The organism is Streptomyces sp. NPDC101160 (genome assembly GCF_044768205.1).
Classification (GTDB): domain Bacteria; phylum Actinomycetota; class Actinomycetes; order Streptomycetales; family Streptomycetaceae; genus Streptomyces.
The window spans coordinates 406,092-426,642 of record NZ_JBIWPJ010000006.1 but is presented as its reverse complement, the minus strand read 5'-3'; the positions used below and the strand labels follow the sequence as shown (position 1 = coordinate 426,642).

The window sequence follows — 20,551 nt, the reverse complement described above, 5'->3', positions numbered from 1 at the left end:
CGCGGGTCCGGGCGTAGGCTCGGACCCGGGTAAACCGCACACGACGCTTAAGGAATCTCTGATGGAGCTCGGTCTCGTCGGTCTCGGCAAGATGGGCGGCAACATGCGCGAGCGCATTCGCCGCGGCGGCCACACCGTCATCGGATACGACCGCAACCCGGACCTCGCCGATGTCCACAGCCTGGAAGAGCTTGTGGGCAAGCTCAAGGGTCCGCGCGTCGTGTGGGTCATGGTCCCCGCCGGTGCGGCGACCCAGTCGACCATCGACGAGCTGGCCGAGCTGCTCTCCCCCGGCGACATCGTCGTGGACGGCGGCAACTCCCGCTGGACCGACGACGAGAAGCACGCCGAGGAGCTGGCCGCCAAGGGCATCGGGTTCGTCGACTGCGGCGTCTCCGGCGGCGTCTGGGGCCTGGAGAACGGCTACGCGCTGATGTACGGCGGCGACGCCGAGCACGTGGCCCGCGTCCAGCCGATCTTCGACGCGCTCAAGCCCGAGGGCGAGTTCGGCTCGGTCCACGCGGGCAAGGTCGGCGCCGGCCACTTCGCGAAGATGGTCCACAACGGCATCGAGTACGCGATGATGCAGGCGTACGCCGAGGGCTGGGAGCTCCTGGAGAAGGTCGACTCCGTCACCGACGTCCGCGAGGTCTTCCGCTCCTGGCAGGAGGGCACCGTCATCCGCTCGTGGCTGCTGGACCTCGCGGTCAACGCCCTCGACGAGGACGAGCACCTGGACAAGCTGCGCGGCTACGCGGAGGACTCCGGCGAGGGCCGGTGGACCGTCGAGGCCGCCATCGACAACGCCGTGCCGCTGCCGGCGATCACCGCGTCGCTCTTCGCGCGGTTCGCCTCGCGGCAGGACGACTCGCCGCAGATGAAGATGATCGCCGCGCTGCGCAACCAGTTCGGCGGCCACGCGGTCGAGACGAAGAAGTAATCCACAGGCTGTGCACCCCGCGGTGCACAGCAGCCGGGGGAAGGTCGGCGCCCACCATGCATGTCACGCATCTGTCGCTGGCCGACTTCCGCTCGTACGCCCGGGTCGAGGTCCCGCTCGACCCGGGCGTCACCGCTTTCGTGGGCGCGAACGGCCAGGGCAAGACCAATCTCGTCGAGGCCGTCGGCTATCTCGCCACCCTCGGCAGCCATCGCGTCGCCTCCGACGCCCCGCTGGTGCGGATGGGCGCGGAGCGGGCGGTCATCCGGGCCGCCGTCACCCAGGGCGAGCGCTCCCAGCTGGTCGAGCTGGAGCTCAACCCGGGCCGGGCCAACCGCGCCCGCATCAACCGGTCCTCGCAGGTCAGGCCGCGGGACGTGCTGGGCATCGTCCGGACCGTGCTGTTCGCGCCGGAGGACCTGGCGCTGATCAAGGGCGACCCCGGCGAGCGCCGGCGCTTCCTCGACGAGCTGATCACGGCGCGTGCGCCGCGCATGGCGGGCGTGCGCTCCGACTACGAGCGGGTGCTCAAGCAGCGCAACACGCTCCTCAAGTCCGCCGCCATGGCCCGGCGGCACGGCGGCCGCTCCATGGACATGTCCACGCTCGACGTCTGGGACCAGCACCTGGCCCGGGCCGGTGCCGAACTGCTCGCCCAGCGGCTCGACCTCATCGGCATGCTGCGGCCGCTGGCCGACAAGGCGTACGAGCAGCTGGCGCCGGGCGGCGGGCCGGTCCAGCTGGAGTACAAGCCGTCCGCGCCCGGCGACGGGCACACCCGCGAGGAGCTGTACGGGCAGCTGATGGCCGCGCTCGCCGACGTACGCAAGCACGAGATCGAGCGCGGCGTCACGCTCGTCGGACCGCACCGCGACGACCTGCTGCTCAAGCTCGGCGACCTGCCGGCCAAGGGGTACGCGAGCCACGGCGAGTCCTGGTCGTACGCGCTGGCGCTGCGGCTCGCCTCGTACGACCTGCTGCGCGCGGAGGGCAACGAGCCGGTGCTCGTGCTCGACGACGTCTTCGCGGAGCTGGACGCGCGGCGCCGGGAACGGCTCGCGGAGCTGGTGGCGCCGGGGGAGCAGGTGCTCGTCACGGCGGCGGTGGACGACGACGTGCCGGGGGTGCTGACGGGGACGCGGTACGCGGTCTCCGGCGGCGAGGTGGAGCGGCTGGTGCAGGGATGAGCGACGAGATTTCCCCACAGCCTGTGGACAAGCCCGCGGCCCCGGCGACCCCTGCGGTCCCCGAGCCCTCCGGCGTCGACCTCGCGCGGGTCGCGCTGCGCGCCGCCAAGGAGCAGGCGAAGGCCCGGGGTGCCGCCGCGGCGCAGAAGAAGCAGGCCCGGCGCGGCGGCGGCCTGCGCTCCGGCGCGCGCGCCGACGGGCGCGACCCGATGGCGCTCGGCGCCGCGATCAACCGCCTGATCACCGAGCGCGGCTGGGAGACGCCGGCGGCGGTGGGCGGGGTCATGGGGCGGTGGCCGCAGATCGTGGGCGAGGACCTCGCGAAGCACTGCGTACCGCTGAAGTACGACGAGGACCCGGAGGAGCGGGTGCTCACCGTGCAGTGCGACTCGACGGCGTGGGCGACGCAGCTGCGGTTGCTGGCGCCGAGGCTGGTGGCGCGGCTGAACGAGGACCTCGGGCACGGCACCGTGCGGATGATCAAGGTGCTCGGCCCCGGCGGCCCCCGCCGCGGGTACGGGCCCCTGCGCGCGCCCGGGTCCACGGGGCCCGGGGACACGTACGGCTGAGCAGGTCCGTCGGGGCGCGGGTCCAGGCGAAGGGCACGGCTGTGCCCACCCTCCCCCGGACTCCGTCCGGGGGCGCCCCCAGCCCCGGCGGAACGCATGCCCACAACGCGGAACCCCGCCCGCCCACTCGCCGTCACCGCTCGAAGCGCTAGGTGGCCGTCAGGGGCGTCTGGAGCCCCTCTCCGGATATGGGGAGTCGTCTCGGGCCCGGCTAGGGCGGCACATGAGCATTCAGGGACCGGCAAACCCCCATGACTGTCAGTGGTACCGGTAGACTGGGAGACAATCCCGCCACACTGCGGAACATGTCGAACGACGCAGCCGCTCCCGTACGTCCGGAGAACGGCCTGTGCTGTGCCAGAAAGGGCGCTTCGTGGCCGATTCCGGCAACCCCAACGAGAACAACCAGTACACCGCCAGCAACATCCAGGTCCTCGAGGGCCTGGATGCCGTGCGCAAGCGCCCTGGCATGTACATCGGCTCGACCGGTGAGCGCGGTCTGCACCACATGGTGCAGGAGGTCGTCGACAACTCGGTCGACGAAGCCCTGGCTGGGCACGCGGACACCATCGACGTGACGATCCTCGCCGACGGCGGCGTGCGCGTCGTCGACAACGGCCGTGGCATCCCCGTCGGCATCGTCGAGTCCGAGGGCCGGCCGGCGGTCGAGGTCGTGCTGACCGTGCTGCACGCCGGCGGCAAGTTCGGCGGCGGCGGTTACGCGGTCTCCGGCGGTCTGCACGGCGTCGGCGTCTCCGTCGTCAACGCCCTCTCCACCAAGGTCTCGGTGGAGATCAAGACCGACGGCCACCGCTGGACGCAGGACTACAAGATGGGCGTCCCGACCGCGCCCCTCGCGAAGCACGAGGAGACCGACGAGACCGGCACCTCGGTCACCTTCTGGGCCGACCCCGACATCTTCGAGACGACCGAGTACTCCTTCGAGACGCTCTCGCGCCGCTTCCAGGAGATGGCCTTCCTCAACAAGGGCCTGACGATCGCGCTCACCGACGAGCGCGAGTCCGCGAAGGCCACGGTCGGCGCCGACGACCCGGACGCGGAGGCGGCCGCCGAGCCCACGGCCCGGACGGTGAAGTACCACTACGAGGGCGGCATCGTCGACTTCGTGAAGTACCTCAACTCGCGCAAGGGCGAGCTGGTCCACCCGACCGTCATCGACGTCGAGGCCGAGGACAAGGAGCGCCTGCTCTCGGTCGAGATCGCGATGCAGTGGAACTCCTCGTACAGCGAGGGCGTGTACTCGTTCGCGAACACGATCCACACCCACGAGGGCGGTACGCACGAGGAGGGCTTCCGCGCCGCGCTGACGACGCTCGTCAACAAGTACGCGCGCGAGAAGAAGCTGCTCCGCGAGAAGGACGACAACCTCACGGGTGACGACATCCGCGAGGGTCTGACCGCGATCATCTCGGTCAAGATCGGCGAGCCGCAGTTCGAGGGCCAGACCAAGACCAAGCTCGGCAACACCGAGGCGAAGACCTTCGTCCAGAAGGTCGTCTTCGAGCACCTCACGGACTGGTTCGACCGGAACCCCAACGAGGCCGCGGACATCATCCGCAAGGGCATCACCGCCGCCACCGCGCGCGTGGCCGCCCGCAAGGCCCGTGACCTGACCCGCCGCAAGGGTCTCCTGGAGTCGGCGTCGCTGCCGGGCAAGCTCTCCGACTGCCAGTCGAACGACCCCACCAAGTGCGAGATCTTCATCGTCGAGGGTGACTCCGCCGGCGGCTCGGCCAAGTCCGGCCGCAACCCGATGTACCAGGCCATCCTGCCGATCCGCGGCAAGATCCTGAACGTCGAGAAGGCCCGGATCGACAAGATCCTGCAGAACACCGAGGTCCAGGCGCTGATCTCCGCCTTCGGCACCGGTGTGCACGAGGACTTCGACATCGAGAAGCTCCGCTATCACAAGATCATCCTGATGGCGGACGCCGACGTCGACGGCCAGCACATCAACACCCTGCTGCTGACCTTCCTCTTCCGCTTCATGCGCCCGCTGGTCGAGGCCGGTCACGTCTACCTCTCCCGCCCGCCGCTCTACAAGATCAAGTGGGGCCGGGACGACTTCGAGTACGCCTACTCGGACCGCGAGCGCGACGCGCTCGTCGAGCTGGGCAAGCAGAACGGCAAGCGGATCCGCGAGGACTCGATCCAGCGCTTCAAGGGTCTCGGCGAGATGAACGCCGAGGAGCTGCGCGTCACCACCATGGACATCGAGCACCGCGTGCTCGGCCAGGTCACCCTGGACGACGCCGCGCAGGCCGACGACCTGTTCTCGGTGCTGATGGGCGAGGACGTCGAGGCGCGGCGCTCGTTCATCCAGCGCAACGCCAAGGACGTTCGTTTCCTCGACATCTGAGTCGGTCTCAGCTGACCGTACGAAAGGACTGACGACCAGCAATGGCCGACGAAAACACTCCCGTGAACACCGAGACCGCGGAAGAGGAAGAGCCGCAGCTGCGGATCGAGCCGGTCGGGCTCGAGACCGAGATGCAGCGCTCGTACCTCGACTACGCGATGTCCGTCATCGTGTCCCGCGCGCTGCCCGACGTCCGCGACGGTCTCAAGCCGGTGCACCGCCGCGTCCTGTACGCGATGTACGACGGCGGCTACCGGCCCGAGAAGGGCTTCTACAAGTGCGCCCGCGTCGTCGGCGACGTGATGGGTAACTACCACCCGCACGGCGACACCTCGATCTACGACGCCCTCGTCCGCCTCGCCCAGCCCTGGGCCATGCGGATGCCGCTCGTCGACTCCAACGGCAACTTCGGCTCCCCGGGCAACGACCCGGCGGCCGCCATGCGCTACACCGAGTGCAAGATGGCGCCGCTGTCGATGGAGATGGTCCGCGACATCGACGAGGAGACCGTCGACTTCACGGACAACTACGACGGCCGCTCCCAGGAGCCGACCGTCCTGCCCTCCCGCTTCCCGAACCTGCTGATCAACGGCTCCGCCGGCATCGCGGTCGGCATGGCGACCAACATCCCGCCGCACAACCTGCGCGAGGTCGCCGCCGGCGCCCAGTGGTACCTGGAGAACCCCGAGGCCAGCCACGAGGAGCTGCTCGACGCGCTCATCGAGCGCATCAAGGGCCCCGACTTCCCCACCGGCGCGCTCGTCGTCGGCCGCAAGGGCATCGAGGAGGCGTACCGCACCGGCCGCGGCTCCATCACCATGCGCGCGGTCGTCGAGGTCGAGGAGATCCAGAACCGCCAGTGCCTGGTGGTCACCGAGCTGCCCTACCAGGTCAACCCGGACAACCTCGCGCAGAAGATCGCCGACCTGGTGAAGGACGGCAAGATCGGCGGCATCGCCGACGTCCGCGACGAGACCTCCTCGCGCACCGGCCAGCGCCTGGTCATCGTGCTCAAGCGGGACGCGGTCGCCAAGGTCGTCCTCAACAACCTCTACAAGCACACCGACCTGCAGACGAACTTCGGCGCCAACATGCTGGCGCTCGTCGACGGCGTGCCGCGCACCCTCTCGATCGACGCGTTCATCCGCCACTGGGTGACGCACCAGATCGAGGTCATCGTCCGCCGGACGAAGTTCCGGCTGCGCAAGGCCGAGGAGCGCGCCCACATCCTGCGCGGTCTGCTCAAGGCGCTCGACGCGATCGACGAGGTCATCGCGCTCATCCGGCGCAGCGACACGGTCGAGGTGGCCCGCGAGGGCCTCATGGGCCTCCTCCAGATCGACGAGATCCAGGCCAACGCCATCCTCGAGATGCAGCTGCGCCGGCTCGCCGCCCTGGAGCGCCAGAAGATCGTCGCCGAGCACGACGAGCTCCAGGCGAAGATCAACGAGTACAACGCGATCCTGGCCTCGCCCGAGAAGCAGCGCGCGATCGTCAGCGAGGAACTCGCCGCTCTCGTCGCCAAGTTCGGCGACGACCGCCGCTCCCAGCTGGTGCCCTTCGACGGTGACATGTCCATCGAGGACCTCATCGCCGAGGAGGACATCGTCGTCACCATCACGCGTGGCGGCTACGTCAAGCGGACGAAGACCGAGGACTACCGCTCGCAGAAGCGCGGCGGCAAGGGCGTGCGCGGCACGAAGCTGAAGCAGGACGACATCGTCGACCACTTCTTCGTCTCCACCACGCACCACTGGCTGCTGTTCTTCACCAACAAGGGCCGGGTCTACCGGGCCAAGGCGTACGAGCTGCCGGACGCCGGCCGGGATGCCCGCGGCCAGCACGTGGCCAACCTGCTGGCCTTCCAGCCGGACGAGCAGATCGCCCAGATCCTCGCGATCCGCGACTACGAGGCCGCGCCCTACCTGGTGCTCGCCACCAAGGCCGGTCTGGTGAAGAAGACCGCCCTGAAGGACTACGACTCGCCGCGCTCCGGCGGCGTCATCGCGATCAACCTGCGCGAGCGGGAGGACGGCAGCGACGACGAGCTGATCGGCGCCGAGCTGGTGTCCGCCGAGGACGACCTGCTGCTCGTCTCGAAGAAGGCGCAGTCGATCCGCTTCACCGCCACGGACGAGGCGCTGCGCCCGATGGGCCGGGCGACGTCCGGCGTCAAGGGGATGAGTTTCCGCGCGGACGACGAGCTTCTCTCGATGAATGTCGTCCGCCCGGGTACCTTCGTCTTCACCGCGACCGACGGTGGCTACGCCAAGCGCACCCCGGTCGACGAGTACCGCGTCCAGGGCCGCGGCGGCCTCGGCATCAAGGCCGCCAAGATCGTGGAGGACCGCGGTTCGCTCGTGGGCGCGCTGGTGGTCGAGGAGACGGACGAGATCCTCGCCATCACCCTGTCCGGCGGTGTGATTCGTACGCGAGTCAACGAAGTCAGGGAGACCGGCCGTGACACGATGGGCGTCCAGCTGATCAACCTGGGCAAGCGCGACGCCGTCGTCGGTATCGCTCGCAACGCCGAGGCCGGCAGCGAGGACGAGTACGTCGAGGGCGCCGCCGACGGCGTCGACGCTGCCGACGCTGTGGAAACGGCCGAGACGGCCGTGACGGCTGAGTCGGCCGAGGGCACGGAGCCCGCGGCCGGGGAGTGACGAGGAGCAGAGCGTGAGTGGAGCCACGGGCACCGGTCCGGTCGACGGACGGTCCACAGGATCGAGCGGTGCCCGTGGCTCCGCCACGGACTCCCAGGGGGTTTCGGTGACGGACACTCGGGGGCAGCGGCCCCCGTACGACACGTACAACGGGCCGCTGCCCGGTGAGCGCGGTGGGACGCAGCCCCAGGGCCCGTACCACCCGCCGCAGGCGTACGGCACCCCGGCGCAGGGCACGCCCACGGGCGGCTCCGCGGCCGGTCACACGGCGGGCGGGCAGAACGGCGCCGCCGCCGCGCGCAAGCCCCGCACCGGGGCGCGCACGACCCCGCGGACGCGCAAGGCGCGGCTGCGGGTGGCCAAGGCCGATCCGTGGTCGGTGATGAAGGTGAGCTTCCTGCTCTCCATCGCGCTCGGCGTCTGCACGGTGGTGGCCGCGGCCGTGCTGTGGATGGTCATGGACGCCATGGGCGTCTTCTCGACCGTCGGCGGCACGATCAGCGAGGCGACCGGCTCCAACGAGTCGAACGGCTTCGACCTGCAGTCCTTCCTGTCGCTGCCGCGCGTCCTGATCTTCACGTCGGTGATCGCGGTGATCGACGTCGTCCTGATGACCGCGCTGGCCACGCTGGGCGCGTTCATCTACAACCTCTCCGCCGGGTTCGTGGGCGGTGTCGAGCTCACGCTCGCCGAGGACGAGTGACCCGCGGGTGACCCGCGCATGACGCCCGGGGGGCCGGTCCAGGGATCGGATTTTGGGACTGGCCCCCACGTGCGCTAATCTTCAGGAGTCAGCGAGCGGGACACACACCGCGAAGCACGGCGGGGCTATAGCTCAGTTGGTTAGAGCGCATCCCTGATAAGGATGAGGCCACAGGTTCAAATCCTGTTAGCCCCACACAGAAGATCGGCCCGGACGGTTCACCCGTCCGGGCCGATTGCTTTGTTGATCACGACCCATGTGTAGAGTGGGCGTCAGAAGTCTCCTACGTCAATGAAAGACGAGGTCGCGCGGTGAAGAAGCTTCTCCTGGTCGCACTGGCCGCCATCGGCGGGCTCCTCGTGTACCGCCAGATCCAGGCGGATCGCGCCGAGCAGGATCTGTGGACGGAGGCGACCGACTCCGTGCCCGCAGGTTCGGGTGTGTGAGACGAAACCGTCTGGGCGAGGCCCCGGTCGCGAGAAGCGGCCGGGGCCTCGCCTTGTTCGCGCCAGCGAACGGAATACTTGCTTTTGCGAAGGCTGTGCCCGCGTCTATGCCTGGATGAGCGCCCAGATCCCCACCGCGAAGCACACCAGCGCGGTCACCAGCACCGGCACCGCCACCTTCGCGGGAGGACCGGAGCGGCGCACGGGGACCGTCGGCGCGGTGAGGGTGGCGTACGCGGTCACCGTCGGCGCGTACGACGGAGGCGGCGGTACGGGTACGGGCGAGGGCCCGGGTTCCGGTACGGGTGCGGGTGTGTGCTCCGTTACGGGCGCGGTCTCCGGTACGGGTGCGGGCGCCGGCTCCCGTACGGGCTCCGCGCCGGCAGCCTGTGGACCGGCAGCCTGTGGAGCCGCGGCCCGCGGGCGCGCGGCCAGGGGGCCGTCGGGGCCGAAGCCGGGTGGCAGCGGGCCGATCTGGTCGAAGATCTCGACCGGTTCCTCGCCGGCCGCCGGGCCGGGCAGCAGCTCGGCCGCCGCGTGCAGCGCCTTGCGCGCTCCCGTGGCCGTACGGAACCGGTTCCGCGGGTCCGGCTGGAGCAGGCCCGCCAGGACCTGCCAGAGGGGCTCAGGGACGCCCTGAGGGGCTCCTGGGGTCCCGTGGGCCTGGAAGAGCCGTACGAGGGCGTGGGAGTCCGGCTTGCGGCCCTCGAGCAGATAGAGCCCGACCAGGCCGACCGCGAACAGGTCGGCCGTGAAGTCGGGCTCGGAGCCCGTCAGTTGCTCGGGCGCGAAGTAGCCGGGCGTCCCCATCACGTGGTGGGTCTCGGTGAGCCGGGGCTCGCCCTTGCGCATGGAGATGCCGAAGTCGGAGAGCCGCAGGTGCGGCCGCCCGGTACCGGTGGCCTCCATGAGGATGTTGGCCGGCTTGATGTCCCGGTGCACGACCCCCTCCGCGTGCACCGCGGCCAGCCCGGCCAGCAACTGGTCGAGCAGCACGCACACCAGCCGGGGCGGCAGCGCGCCGTAGTCCCCGATGACGTGTGCCAGGGAGCCACCCGCCACCAGGTCCATGGTGAACAGGACCTTGTCGTCGTCCGCGGCCCAGCTGGCCGGGGCGAGGACGTGCGGGTGGTCGATCCTGAGCGCCTGCTCGCGGACGAAGCGCAGCAGGGTGTGGGCGTCGCTCTGCTGGAGCACCTTCGCCGCCACGTAGCGGCGGCGCCGGTGGTCCCAGGCCCGCCACACCGCGCCTATGCCGCCGCGGCCGACCGGATCGACCAGCTCGTACCGGCCCGCGAACACCTCACCCATCGTGCTGCGCCCGCCCCCCGCCCCCGTACTACGGCGTCAGTTCCGGTGTCAGTTCTGGTGCGACTCGTAGTGGGCGACCGCGTCCGCCGTGCGCCCGGCGCCGTACACCCGGAGGAACTCTGCCAGTTCGGGGTGGGCGGGCGCGAGGGAGTCGGCCGCTTCGAGGATGTCGCCGGCGGCGGCCACGGAGCGCAGCAGGGACTGGATCTCCCGGACCACGCGGCGCACGGTGGGCGCGCCGCTGGAGCCGGTGGTCGTGCTGTTGGCGGTGAGCACCGAGCCTCCCTGGGACTTCTTGATCTCGTCCATCCGGTCGGTGGCCTCGGCGGCACTGACGCTGCCGTCGGCGACCTGGCCGGCCAGCTCCTGCAGGGCCTGCACCCGCTGTACGACGGCGGGGTTGCCGATCTTGGCCCGCTGGCCGCTCATCAGCTGGGAGAGCATGGGCGCCGAGAGCCCGAGCACGGCCGCCAGCCTGGCCTGGTTCAGCCCGAGATCGTCGATCAGCCGGCGGAAGAGCGCCCCCAACGGCTCCCCGTACCAACTGCGCTGAAGCTCCCGGGCTCTGGCCGTGGCTTCCTGCTGCGCTGTATCCATTACCACTTCTCCCCATCCCTGGGTTCGCCACTGCGAACCCCGGTCAGCATCTTACGGAGCGTGGTCTTCTCGGGGGAGTCCCAATCCTTTTGCGGGATACGGGGGGTGACCCGGTACTCTGGTCTCGTTCCGGGGCCTTAGCTCAGTTGGTAGAGCGCTGTCTTTGCATGGCAGATGTCAGGGGTTCGACTCCCCTAGGCTCCACTCCGAGACGCCCTCTCTGACCTGCGGAAACGCGGTCGGAGGGGGCGTTTTTCGCGGTCAGGACCCGGCCGAGGTCGAGGACGCTGAGGCCGAACATCAGGACGCCCAGCGGGACGTGCAGCGCGGGCTTGTGGGCGATGCCGAGGACGACCTGGGCGGAGGCGAGGACCAGGAAGCCGGTGGAGTAGAGGACCGGGCGGGGCGAGCCGCCGCCCGGGCGCCAGGCGAGGACCGCGGCGAGGACGTAGAGCATGGTCGCGCCGTACATCACCCGGGCTCCGACGCCGTGCACCGTCTCCCCGTAGGAGGTGGAGAGCAGCAGTCCGGCGCTGGTGGCCTGGAGGAAGAGGGTCAGGGTCTGCAGGGCGATCGAGACCTTGAGGAAGGTCCCCGTCTTTCCGGTCATGTGGCGTCCTTTCGATGGTGGGTCCGGGATCGGCTCCGGTGGCGGCCCGGTGGCCGCTCGGTGGCCGCTCTGTGGTCAGCGGAGGGTCAGCGGGGTCCCGGAGGTGACCGCGGTGAGCTTCTCGGGGTTGCGGACGAAGTAGATGCCGGTGATGAGACCGTCCTCGACGCGCAGCGCCATGACGCCGTCGAATTCGCCGTCGAGGTGGACGGCGAGCGCGGGGCTGCCGTTGACGAAGGTGGGCTCGCAGGTGAACGTCCCGCCGAGCTTGCGCGAGCGGCCGAGGTAGAAGCGGACGAACTTCTCCGCGCCGACGACCGGGCGCAGCGCGGCCCGCTTGAGCCCGCCGCCGTCGGCGAGCAGGACGACGTCGGGGGCGAGCACGTCGAGGAGGCCCTGCGGGTCGCCGGTCTCGACCGCGCGGCGGAAGGACTCCATGGCCGCCCGGGCCTCGCGCACGGAGGCGGTCTTGCGGGGGCGGCGGGCGTCGACGTGCTGCCGGGCGCGGTGGGCGATCTGCCGGACGGTCGCCGGCGTCTTGCCGACGGCGGCCGCGATCTCCTCGTATCCGACGTCGAAGACCTCGCGCAGCACGAAGACGGCCCGCTCGGTCGGGGTGAGCGTCTCCAGGACCAGCATCATCGCCATGGACATGCTCTCGGCGAGCTCGACGTCCTCGGCCACGTCGGGCGCGGTGAGCAGCGGCTCCGGCAGCCACTGGCCGACGTACGCCTCCCGGCGGCGCTTGACCGCCCGCAGCCGGTTGAGCGCCTGCCGGGTGGTGATCCGGACCAGGTACGCGCGCGGGTCGCGCACCTGGTCGAGGTCGACCCCGGCCCAGCGCAGCCAGGTCTCCTGGAGCACGTCCTCGGCGTCGGCGGCGGAGCCGAGCATCTCGTACGCGACGGTGAAGAGCAGATTCCGGTGCGCGACGAAGGTCTCGGTCGCCTGGTCGGCGGCTTCGGCGGCGGCGGTCTGGTCGGCGGCTTCGGCGGCGGCGGTCTGGTCGGCGGCTTCGGCGGCGGCGGTCTGGTCGGCGGTTTCGGCGGCTTCGGCGGCTTCAGCGGCCGGGTCCGGGGCTTCGGCTGCCTGGTCGGGGGCTCCAGCGGCCTCGTGGGGTGCCTCGGAGGGATCCACGGCAAGGTCCTTTCCGTCAGGGGCGGTTGACCGGGTCAGACTGCCCGCTCGGCGGCAGGCTCCGCCATCTCGCCCCGGCCCCGCAGGAGTTCGCGCCGGTGCGGGCCCTTCGGCCAGTGGTGCGAGCCGGGCTTGCGGGCCTCGTTCACCAGGTGCTTGACGCTGAACTCGCAGGCGAGCTCCTTGAGTCTGGCACCGGGGCGGCCGCCGACGTAGAGCCGCTTCGCGGTGTCGTCCTTGTTCGCGAGCTGGAAGACCGCGGCCCGCCGCCCCAGGCTGATGCACATGGCCGCGTACGACAGGTCGACCGGCGTCGGCCGCTCGCCCGCGATGCGGTGCAGCACGGTGTCGGCGGCGTGCGCGCCGAGGCAGCCCGCCCCGTAGGCGCTCATCCGGAACGGCAGGTCGGAGGGGGCCGCCGCGTCGCCGGCGGCGACGATCCGCTCGTCGTCGACGCTGGTCAGCGTCTCGTCGGTGAGCAGCCGCCCGGCCCGGTCGGTGCGCAGGCCGCTGTTCGTCGCCAGGTCGGGGACGGCGAAGCCGGTCGTCCAGACGGTGACCGCGCTGCGCAGCTCGCGCCCGTCGGCGAGCGTGACGGCGTCGCGGGTCACGGCGGTCACCCTGGTGCCGGGGCCGTCGAGCACGGTCGTGCCGAGCGCGGCAAGCCGCCCCGCCGCCGAGGCCCGCGCCTTCGGGTGCAGATACGGGCCGAGCACCCCGCCGCACACCAGGGTGACGTGCCGGCCCTGCTCGCTGAGCTCGGCGGCCGTCTCGATGCCGGTCGGCCCGCCTCCGACGACGGTCACCGGGGCCTCGGCCGGCGTGGCGTCCAGGACCGCGCGCAGCTCCCGGGCCGTCTCCAGGGTGACCGGCTGGTGGGCGAACTCGGCGGCGCCGGGGACGCGCGGCTCGGCGCCGTGGCTGCCGACCCCGTAGACCAGGTAGTCGTAGCCGAGCGTCCCGCCGCTCCACAGGTTCACCCGGCGGGCGGCCGCGTCGATCCGGGTCACCTCGTCGACGACGAGCCGTACGCCGGCGGCGAGGACCTCGTCGTACGCGACGACCGCGTCGTGCGTCCCGCCCACCAGCTGGTGCAGCCGGAGCCGCGGGACGAAGACCGCGCGCGGGTTGACCAGCGTGACGCGCACGCCGGGCCGCTGGGTGAGGCGGTTGGCGGCCATGACGCCCGCGTAACCGCCGCCGATCACGACCACGTCGGTGGTGCCCTGCTCGATGTCGCTCATGGTCTCTCTCCTCCGTCTCCCGGTCCGTTTCCGGGGGGTCGGCCTCAAGACACCGGGGGACCTCCCGGCGTGACATGCTGTGACCCGGATCACTTCTGCGGGGGTGGGAGCACACTGGCAGGAGGGGGCAGCTTCGGAAGAGGGTGCTCGGATGGCCAGAACGCGATCAGGGTCGCGCTACGCCCCGGACCGGGGGCTCGCCACGCGCATGGCGACGACGATGTTCCTGATCGGACTGCTGTACGTGGTGTTCGTCGGTGTCCTGATGGTGCTGCTGCGCGGATCCTGGCCCGTCATCCTGCTGCTCGCGGGCGCCCTGTTCGTCGCGCAGTTCTGGTTCAGCGACAAGATCGCCGCCCTGGGCATGGGCGCGCGCGAGGTCACCCGGGAACAGGCCCCGGAGCTGCACGGCACCGTGGACCGCATCTGCGCCCTCGCCGACATGCCGAAACCCAAGGTGGCGATCGCCGACAGCGACGTGCCCAACGCCTTCGCGACCGGCCGCGGCGAGAAGACGGCGCTGGTCTGCGTCACGACCGGGCTGCTGCGCCGCCTGGAGCCGGAGGAGCTGGAGGGCGTCCTCGCCCATGAGATGTCCCATGTGGCGCACCGCGACGTCGCGGTGATGACCGTCGCCTCGTTCCTCGGCGTCCTCGCCGGGATGATGACCCGCGTCGCCCTCTACAGCGGCCTCGGCCGCAGCCGGGACAGCAACACGGCCGTCGCGGTGATCCTGATCCCGGTCGTCAGCGGCTTCGTGTACGTGATCAGCTTCCTGCTGACCCGGGTGCTCTCCCGCTACCGCGAGCTCGCCGCCGACCGGGCCGCCGCGCTGCTCACCGGCCGCCCGTCGGCACTCGCCTCCGCGCTCACCAAGGTGACCGGCCAGATGGCCCGGATCCCGACCGAGGACCTGCGCAAGGCGGAGCCGTACAACGCCTTCTGGTTCGCGCCCGCCTTCTCCTCGAAGGAGAGCCTGGGCCGGCTGCTCTCCAGCCACCCCACCCTGGAGCAGCGGCTCGACCAGCTGGCCCGGATCTCGGCCCAGCTGGGCGAGGGCTGAGGGCTGAGGGCGGGGACCAGGCCGATGGGACTCCTCGACAGCATCCTCGGACGGAGCAAGCCGGTACGGCCCGACCTCGACCGGCTGTTCGCGCTGCCGGCCGCCGCGCTCACCCTCCAGGCCGGCACCGGCTACGTGCCCACGGGCGCCGGGTCGGTCTGCTTCGCGGGGGTGGAGGGCGGCGCGTTCACACAGTTGAAGGAGGAGGTACGGGAGCTGCTCGACGTGGACAAGAGGGACGCGGGCTCCCGGGTGGCGTTCACGCAGGACGCGTACGGCTACACCTGGCTCGCCGCGCACCGCCCGGCCGACGACCTCGTGGCGCTGGTCAACGACCTCCACGCGGTCAACACGCTGCTCGAGGAGGCCGGGTTCGGCCCGCACCTGCTGTGCTCCCTGACCGCCTTCCGCGACACGGGGGCCGCACACGACCTGGCGCTCGTCTACCTCTACAAGCGCGGCACCTTCTACCCCTTCGCACCCCGCTCGGACGGCTCCGAGAACCGCGACAACACCCTGGAACTCCAGGTCAGGGCGCTGCTCGCGGGTGATCTGGCGATGGAGCCGGAGCTGGAGCGGTGGTTCCCGGTCTGGGGCGCGCCAGGGCTCGGCGGGACCTAGGGCCGGTCCGGCGGTCACTCGAAGTGGCCCATGGGATCAAGGGTCGAATGGACCAGAATTCCTGGGCCACTGGCCCATAAAGTCGTGTCCATGGCGAAAACTCAAGAGGCGACTCCGCGGGCGACTCCCCGGGCCACGCACCGGGTCCTGCTCCTGGCCCAGCTCAGCAACTCCGTCGGCGACGGAGCCTTCTACACGACCTCGGCGCTCTACTTCTCCAAGATCATCGGCCTCTCCGCCCCGCAGATCGGCGCCGGCCTCGCCGTCGCCTGGGGCGTCGGCTCACTCGCCGGGGTGCCGCTCGGCGCCCTCGCCGACCGGCGCGGACCGCGCGGCAGCGCCGTACTGCTCGCCCTGGCGACCTCGGCGGCCGTCGCCTCCTTCCTCGTCATCCGCTCCTTCCTGCCCTTCCTGCTCGCCGCCGTCGCCTACGCCACCGCGCAGAGCGGCCTCGCCGCCGCCCGCCAGGCCCTGCTCGCCGGGCTGGTCGAGCCCGGCGCCCGGGTCGCGATGCTGGCCCGGCTCCAGGCCACCCTCAACGCCGGACTCGCCGTCGGCGCCGCCCTCGGCGGCTTCGCCCTGAGCGCCGGGACCCGCTCCGCCTATCTCGCCGTCTTCGCCCTCGACGCGCTCGGCTTCCTGCTCTGCGCCGTGCTGCTGCGCGGCCTGCCGCCGCTCCAGGGCAGCCCCGAGGCCACCGGGCAGGGTGACGGGCCGCGGCTCGTGGTGCTGCGGGACCGCCCGTACGCCCTGCTCACCCTCCTCAACGCGGCCCTGCTGCTCCGGCTGCCGCTGCTCAGCCTCGCCCTGCCGCTGTGGATCGCGGAGCGCACGGCGGCGCCCGGCTGGACCGTCTCGGCCCTCTTCGTCCTCAACACGGGCGCCGTGATGCTCTTTCAGGTGCGCGCCGCCCGCTCGGTGACCGGGCTGCCGGAGGCCGTACGGGCGGTGCGGAGCTCCGGGTTCGTGATGCTCGCCTCGTGCGCGGTGTTCGCGGTGACGGCGGCCGCCGGCCTCGGCACCTGGCCGGTGGTGGGGGTGCTCGTCCTGGGCGCGGTCCTCCAGGTCGTCGCCGAGATGCGCCACTCGGCGGGCTCGTGGCAGATCGGCTTCGGACTCGCACCGGCCGACCGGATGGGCCAGTACCAGGGCTTCTACGGCACGGGCGTGCCGGTCGCCAGGACGCTGGGCCCGCTGCTCGTCACCACGCTGCTCATCGGGCAGGGCGCGGCGGGCTGGCTGGTCCTGGGCGGGATCTTCCTGGTGGCGGCGCTCGCCACGGGCCCCGCGGTGCGGTGGGCGGAGCGCAGCGCAAGCCGTACTGCGCCGGACGAGTGGTGTTCATCGGAAGAACTGCACGACGACGGCGTCGCTCCGGGCATTCCGGTCGCGCTTCCCCATCATGAGGAATGTACGAAAAGCGCGCAATCCGAAATGAACCATCCGAGAACGCCCGGAACACCCGGAACTACTGGGGCTCTCGGAACGCCCACACCGGAACCCGAAAGAAAGTGAGGGGTCATGGCCGCCGCCAAGCAGTTCTGGACCGCCCTCGTCTCCGTCCTCTTCGCCCTTCTCGCCTCCCTCGGCCTCGCCACTCCCGCCACCGCCGCTGCCCAGCCCGCGCTCGCCCAGGGCGAGGAGCCGGCGCTCGCCGGTGCCGCCGCGACCGCCGCCGCGCGCCCCGCCGTCTCCGTACCCGCACAGCGGTCCCATGACTGGCACCAGGCCCAGGGCCGCGCCCTGCCGCCCACGATGAAGCAGCGCATCCGCGCCGAGGCGCACGGTTCCTCTCCCGCCGTCCGCCACCTGCCCGCCGACGCCGCGGCCGAAGGCGTCGACCTGACCGGCCTGGCGCTGGCCGCCACGGCCGGTTCGACAGCCGGCTCCTCGGCCGGTTCTTCGGCTGGTTCGACGGCTGGTTCGACGGCTGGTTCTTCGGCCGGCGCGACCGCCCGGTCGGCCGCCGGCTCCGCGGCCGCGTAGGGCGTGGCGGAAGCCTCCGCCACGCCCTGCGGCCCATCGGCCTCACGCGGCCTTCCGGCCTCACGCGGCCCATCGGCCTCACGCGGCCTTCCGGCCCTTCGGTTCAGCGACAGTGACGTCGGCTCAGCGCCGGCCCTCGTCGCGGTCCCCGGCCCCTTCCGTATCGGCTTTCGCCTCGGCCTCCTTGGCCTCCACCTCGGGATCGAGGGACGCGTCGTCGTCGACCGACGACGGTGAACTCTCCTCGTCCACCTCGGTGGGTGCGGGCGGCTCGACCAGCCAGTCGGGGTTGGCCTGCTTGTCCCACCACTTCCAGGCGGCGAACGCGCCGCCGACCAGCACGCCGAGGATCAGCAGACCCTTGGCGACGCGTCCGGCCCTCGCCCGGCGCTCATGCTTCCTGATGATCTTCTGAACGTCCTTCGGTGTCACCTGACCGCGCAGCGCGGCCCAGGCGGCGGCCGAACGCGACCCGGCCTCCTCGTAGAGCTCCTCGAGGACGGGACCGGTCGCGGCGACCGCGTGCTCGACACGCGGAACGGTGTAGTCGGTCGCCTGACGGGCGGCCTTGCGGGTCACGGCCGCGGCGCGTTGCGCGGCTTCGTCGACCCGCGGCGGCACGTGTGGCGCGACATACGCGCCGTATTGCAGTCGTGCCTGCTTACGGGCCTGCGACGCGGCCTTCGAGACCTTCGGCGCGAGGTAGCAGCGCGCCTCGTGTGCGTACTGAACGGCCTGGTCCCTGGCCGTGCCGGCGTACGGCGCCACCACTTCCGCGGCGTGCAGGACGCTCTCCTTCGCCGAACCTGTCGCGGCGCGCACGCTCTCCATGCGGGTCACGGGATTCCTCCTCCTCGGTGGCGATGTCGGTTTTTCACCTTTCCATCCTTTTCGGAATCATGCCTGCCCGGCCGTTCCCCGGCATGCGGGGCGGGCATCCGGGGCATGCGGCCATGCGAGGATGCGCACGAACGTGTAGTGCCCGCAGTGGTGGAGGAAGGCAGAACGTGGCCGAGCAGCTGTACGCGACCCTGAAGACCAACAAGGGGGACATCGAGATTCGGCTGCTGCCGTTCCACGCTCCCAAGACGGTCCGGAACTTCGTCGAACTCGCCCGCGGCGAGCGCGAGTGGATCCACCCGGCGACCGGCGAGAAGTCCACGGCCCCGCTCTACGACGGCACGGTCTTCCACCGGGTGATCAAGGGCTTCATGATCCAGGGCGGCGACCCGCTGGGGAACGGCACGGGCGGCCCGGGCTACGAGTTCGCCGACGAGTTCCACCCCGAGCTCCTCTTCGACAAGCCGTACCTGCTCGCGATGGCCAACGCCGGCCCGGGCACCAACGGCTCGCAGTTCTTCATCACGGTCGCCCCGACGAACTGGCTCACCCGGAAGCACACGATCTTCGGTGAGGTCGTCGGCAAGGACAGCAAGGCGGTCGTGGACGCCATCGCCGCGACCGAGACCAACCCGCGGACGGATCGTCCGGTGGACGACGTCGTCATCGAGACCGTCGTCGTCGAGAGCCGCTGACGCCCCCCACGCCTCTCCGGCCTTCCGGGCACTTTCCGGGTGCCTTCCGGGAACCTTCGCGCCCCGCCCGTCCGTAAGGAGGGCGGGGCGACGTGCTGACCGCGCCCGCCGCCCGCAGACCCGTCCGTCCTCGGAGGACCTCGATGCACTGCTCCAACCATCCGGACCGCGAGACCGGCATCCGCTGCACCCGCTGCGAGAGGCCGATCTGCCCGGAGTGCATGGTTCCGGCCTCCGTCGGCTTCCAGTGCCCGGAGTGCGTCAGGAACGGCTCCGGTACGGGCCACGCGCCGCACGCCAACCAGCCGCGGACCATCGCGGGCGGCCGGGTGGCGACGGACAGGCGGCTCGTCACCAAGATCATCATCGCGGTCAACCTGGCGCTGTTCATCGCGGTGCAGGTGGCCGGCAGCCGCTTCGTGGACGAGCTGGTCATGATCGGCTACGCCTACAACCCGGCGCTCGGCGAGGTCGTCGGCGTCGCGGACGGCGAGTGGTACCGGCTGATCACCTCGGCCTTCCTGCACCAGGAGATCCCGCACTTCGTCTTCAACATGCTGGGTCTGTGGGTGATCGGCGGGATCGTCGAGCCGGAGCTCGGCCGGATCCGCTACGCCGCCGTGTGCCTGATCTCCGGGCTCTCCGGCTCCGCCCTGGTCTATCTGCTCGACGCCCCGAACCAGGCGTCGCTCGGCGCCTCCGGGATCGTCTTCGGACTGATCGGCTCCTGGGTGGTGCTCGCCCGGCGCCGGCGCTACGACATGCGGCCGGTCTTCCTCTTCGTGGCGATCTCGCTCGTCTTCACCTTCGCCCGGCCCGGGGTCTCCTGGGAGGCGCACATCGGCGGCCTGGTGGCGGGTGCGCTGGTGACGTACGGGCTGGTGCACGCGCCGCGGGCCAGGCGGGACCTCGTGCAGTACGGCGTCTGCGCGCTGATGCTGCTGATCGACCTGGGGATCGTGCTCGGCCGGACCGCCGCGCTCACCTGAGCGGGGAGGGTTGTGGACGAGCTTCCGGGAAAGCTTTCCCCAGAGTTATCCACAGTGCGTGCCGATGGGATCACCCTGGTCTGGACATGACCAAGCCCTCCGCCTCTGACCAGGGATTATCGGTCAGAAGCGGAGGGCGAAGTGTGTGTACGAACACGTTCGATCGGCGGTCTCGTGGTCGTACCGGCGTCAACCTGGTGCGAGTTATCCACAGATCTTCGTAAGTTATCCAGTGCTGTGCACAACGCTGTGGATAACTCAGGGCAGAGCTTTGAACGTCACTTCCACTGCGTGGAGACGCCGAACCCGGCCGCGATGAAACCGAAGCCCACCACGATGTTCCAGTTGTTGATGGCCTTGAGCGGCAGAGTGCCGTCGGTGACGTAGAAGACCACGATCCACACCAGCCCGATGGCGAACATCGCCAGCATCACCGGCGCCACCCAGCTGCGGTTCGTCAGCTTGATGGACGCGGCCTGCTTCGTCGCGGGCGGCGGCGTGTAGTCGGCCTTCTTGCGGATCCGTGACTTCGGCACGAGGGACTCTCCTGTCGATGCGCTGCGTGACCGC

19 protein-coding genes, 2 tRNA genes and 1 pseudogene are annotated in these 20,551 nt (G+C 70.9%); 15 read left to right on the top strand and 7 right to left on the bottom strand.

The window, feature by feature from the left end; translation table 11 throughout:
- Positions 1-61 precede the first annotated feature (61 nt).
- The 8 genes from gnd (at position 62) to ACIRSU_RS21335 (ending at position 8,888) form a co-directional block, all read left to right on the top strand.
- Positions 62-940 carry a phosphogluconate dehydrogenase (NAD(+)-dependent, decarboxylating) gene (gene gnd / locus ACIRSU_RS21370; protein WP_403794327.1) on the top strand — a complete coding sequence of 293 codons (879 nt, stop codon included), beginning with the start codon at positions 62-64 and terminating at the stop codon, positions 938-940.
- 56 nt (positions 941-996) lie between these two features.
- Positions 997-2,127 (top strand): DNA replication/repair protein RecF, encoded by a 1,131-nt coding sequence (recF, locus tag ACIRSU_RS21365; protein ID WP_403794324.1) that lies wholly within the window; start codon positions 997-999, stop codon positions 2,125-2,127.
- Complete coding sequence (locus tag ACIRSU_RS21360) at positions 2,124-2,696, top strand: DUF721 domain-containing protein (protein WP_403794322.1); 573 nt, start codon at positions 2,124-2,126, stop codon at positions 2,694-2,696. The genes recF and ACIRSU_RS21360 overlap by 4 nt, the downstream gene beginning before the upstream one ends.
- Before the next feature lie 349 nt (positions 2,697-3,045).
- The gene (gyrB, locus tag ACIRSU_RS21355) at positions 3,046-5,076 is read left to right on the top strand and encodes a DNA topoisomerase (ATP-hydrolyzing) subunit B (protein WP_403794319.1); all 2,031 of its coding nucleotides are present in this window, start codon (positions 3,046-3,048) and stop codon (positions 5,074-5,076) included.
- Positions 5,077-5,117: 41 nt separating this feature from the next.
- Positions 5,118-7,739, top strand: a complete 2,622-nt coding sequence (gene gyrA, locus ACIRSU_RS21350) for a DNA gyrase subunit A (RefSeq protein ID WP_403794316.1) — start codon at positions 5,118-5,120, stop codon at positions 7,737-7,739.
- Positions 7,740-7,845: 106 nt separating this feature from the next.
- On the top strand, positions 7,846-8,442 hold the full coding sequence (locus tag ACIRSU_RS21345) for a DUF3566 domain-containing protein (RefSeq protein WP_403794313.1): 597 nt from the start codon (positions 7,846-7,848) through the stop codon (positions 8,440-8,442).
- Positions 8,443-8,563: 121 nt separating this feature from the next.
- Positions 8,564-8,637, top strand: a tRNA-Ile gene (locus ACIRSU_RS21340).
- A 116-nt stretch (positions 8,638-8,753) separates the two neighbouring features.
- Entirely contained in the window at positions 8,754-8,888 is a 135-nt protein-coding gene (locus tag ACIRSU_RS21335; protein WP_003958712.1) for a DLW-39 family protein, read from the top strand.
- Positions 8,889-8,993: 105 nt separating this feature from the next.
- On the opposite strand, the gene ACIRSU_RS21330 is transcribed toward ACIRSU_RS21335, so the two are convergent.
- Together ACIRSU_RS21330 and ACIRSU_RS21325 are read right to left on the bottom strand one after the other, a co-directional pair.
- Positions 8,994-10,199, bottom strand: coding sequence for a serine/threonine-protein kinase (locus ACIRSU_RS21330; RefSeq protein ID WP_403794310.1), 1,206 nt, complete (start codon positions 10,197-10,199; stop codon positions 8,994-8,996).
- 48 nt (positions 10,200-10,247) lie between these two features.
- A complete protein-coding gene (locus ACIRSU_RS21325; RefSeq protein WP_403794307.1) occupies positions 10,248-10,796 on the bottom strand; it encodes a helix-turn-helix domain-containing protein in 549 nt (182 codons plus the stop codon).
- A 131-nt stretch (positions 10,797-10,927) separates the two neighbouring features.
- Between ACIRSU_RS21325 and ACIRSU_RS21320 the strand changes: the two genes are divergently transcribed.
- A tRNA-Ala gene (locus ACIRSU_RS21320) sits at positions 10,928-11,000 on the top strand.
- Between the two features lie 64 nt (positions 11,001-11,064).
- On the opposite strand, the pseudogene ACIRSU_RS21315 reads toward ACIRSU_RS21320, so the two are convergent.
- From ACIRSU_RS21315 to ACIRSU_RS21305, 3 genes and pseudogenes are all read right to left on the bottom strand, one after another.
- A pseudogene (locus ACIRSU_RS21315) lies at positions 11,065-11,406 on the bottom strand (hypothetical protein); the annotation flags it as partial.
- A 75-nt stretch (positions 11,407-11,481) separates the two neighbouring features.
- Positions 11,482-12,324 carry an RNA polymerase sigma-70 factor gene (locus tag ACIRSU_RS21310; RefSeq protein ID WP_403794934.1) on the bottom strand — a complete coding sequence of 281 codons (843 nt, stop codon included), beginning with the start codon at positions 12,322-12,324 and terminating at the stop codon, positions 11,482-11,484.
- Positions 12,325-12,578: 254 nt separating this feature from the next.
- The gene (locus ACIRSU_RS21305) at positions 12,579-13,787 is read right to left on the bottom strand and encodes an NAD(P)/FAD-dependent oxidoreductase (protein ID WP_403794304.1); all 1,209 of its coding nucleotides are present in this window, start codon (positions 13,785-13,787) and stop codon (positions 12,579-12,581) included.
- A 151-nt stretch (positions 13,788-13,938) separates the two neighbouring features.
- On the opposite strand from ACIRSU_RS21305, the gene htpX reads away from it, so the two are divergent.
- The 4 genes from htpX to ACIRSU_RS21285 all read left to right on the top strand — a co-directional run bounded on the left by htpX (position 13,939) and on the right by ACIRSU_RS21285 (position 17,457).
- Positions 13,939-14,850 carry a zinc metalloprotease HtpX gene (gene htpX, locus ACIRSU_RS21300; protein WP_403794301.1) on the top strand — a complete coding sequence of 304 codons (912 nt, stop codon included), beginning with the start codon at positions 13,939-13,941 and terminating at the stop codon, positions 14,848-14,850.
- A 24-nt stretch (positions 14,851-14,874) separates the two neighbouring features.
- Entirely contained in the window at positions 14,875-15,471 is a 597-nt protein-coding gene (locus ACIRSU_RS21295) for a hypothetical protein (RefSeq protein ID WP_403794298.1), read from the top strand.
- A gap of 90 nt (positions 15,472-15,561) precedes the next feature.
- A complete protein-coding gene (locus tag ACIRSU_RS21290) occupies positions 15,562-16,986 on the top strand; it encodes an MFS transporter (RefSeq protein WP_403794296.1) in 1,425 nt (474 codons plus the stop codon).
- Between the two features lie 6 nt (positions 16,987-16,992).
- Positions 16,993-17,457 (top strand): DUF6344 domain-containing protein, encoded by a 465-nt coding sequence (locus ACIRSU_RS21285; RefSeq protein WP_403794293.1) that lies wholly within the window; start codon positions 16,993-16,995, stop codon positions 17,455-17,457.
- A gap of 123 nt (positions 17,458-17,580) precedes the next feature.
- Here ACIRSU_RS21285 and ACIRSU_RS21280 read toward each other — a convergent pair whose 3' ends face one another.
- Positions 17,581-18,297 carry a DUF5324 family protein gene (locus ACIRSU_RS21280; RefSeq protein ID WP_403794290.1) on the bottom strand — a complete coding sequence of 239 codons (717 nt, stop codon included), beginning with the start codon at positions 18,295-18,297 and terminating at the stop codon, positions 17,581-17,583.
- Positions 18,298-18,464: 167 nt separating this feature from the next.
- Between ACIRSU_RS21280 and ACIRSU_RS21275 the strand changes: the two genes are divergently transcribed.
- Together ACIRSU_RS21275 and ACIRSU_RS21270 are read left to right on the top strand one after the other, a co-directional pair.
- Complete coding sequence (locus ACIRSU_RS21275; protein ID WP_403794288.1) at positions 18,465-18,992, top strand: peptidylprolyl isomerase; 528 nt, start codon at positions 18,465-18,467, stop codon at positions 18,990-18,992.
- Positions 18,993-19,135: 143 nt separating this feature from the next.
- Positions 19,136-19,981: a rhomboid family intramembrane serine protease gene (locus ACIRSU_RS21270; RefSeq protein WP_403794931.1), complete on the top strand. Its 846-nt coding sequence runs from the start codon at positions 19,136-19,138 to the stop codon at positions 19,979-19,981.
- A 278-nt stretch (positions 19,982-20,259) separates the two neighbouring features.
- Here the strand turns inward: ACIRSU_RS21270 and crgA are convergent, their stop codons facing one another.
- Positions 20,260-20,517, bottom strand: a complete 258-nt coding sequence (gene crgA / locus ACIRSU_RS21265; RefSeq protein ID WP_403794285.1) for a cell division protein CrgA — start codon at positions 20,515-20,517, stop codon at positions 20,260-20,262.
- Positions 20,518-20,551 lie beyond the last annotated feature (34 nt).

Coding starts and splice junctions, on each gene's coding strand:
- gnd (WP_403794327.1), top strand. CDS start 62: ATGGAGCTCGGTCTCGTCGGTCTCGGCAAGATGGGCGGCAACATGCGC.
- recF (WP_403794324.1), top strand. CDS start 997: ATGCATGTCACGCATCTGTCGCTGGCCGACTTCCGCTCGTACGCCCGG.
- ACIRSU_RS21325 (WP_403794307.1), bottom strand. CDS start 10,796: ATGGATACAGCGCAGCAGGAAGCCACGGCCAGAGCCCGGGAGCTTCAG.
- ACIRSU_RS21330 (WP_403794310.1), bottom strand. CDS start 10,199: ATGGGTGAGGTGTTCGCGGGCCGGTACGAGCTGGTCGATCCGGTCGGC.
- ACIRSU_RS21270 (WP_403794931.1), top strand. CDS start 19,136: ATGCACTGCTCCAACCATCCGGACCGCGAGACCGGCATCCGCTGCACC.
- ACIRSU_RS21285 (WP_403794293.1), top strand. CDS start 16,993: ATGGCCGCCGCCAAGCAGTTCTGGACCGCCCTCGTCTCCGTCCTCTTC.
- ACIRSU_RS21305 (WP_403794304.1), bottom strand. CDS start 13,787: ATGAGCGACATCGAGCAGGGCACCACCGACGTGGTCGTGATCGGCGGC.
- htpX (WP_403794301.1), top strand. CDS start 13,939: ATGGCCAGAACGCGATCAGGGTCGCGCTACGCCCCGGACCGGGGGCTC.
- gyrA (WP_403794316.1), top strand. CDS start 5,118: ATGGCCGACGAAAACACTCCCGTGAACACCGAGACCGCGGAAGAGGAA.
- ACIRSU_RS21360 (WP_403794322.1), top strand. CDS start 2,124: ATGAGCGACGAGATTTCCCCACAGCCTGTGGACAAGCCCGCGGCCCCG.
- ACIRSU_RS21295 (WP_403794298.1), top strand. CDS start 14,875: ATGGGACTCCTCGACAGCATCCTCGGACGGAGCAAGCCGGTACGGCCC.
- ACIRSU_RS21290 (WP_403794296.1), top strand. CDS start 15,562: ATGGCGAAAACTCAAGAGGCGACTCCGCGGGCGACTCCCCGGGCCACG.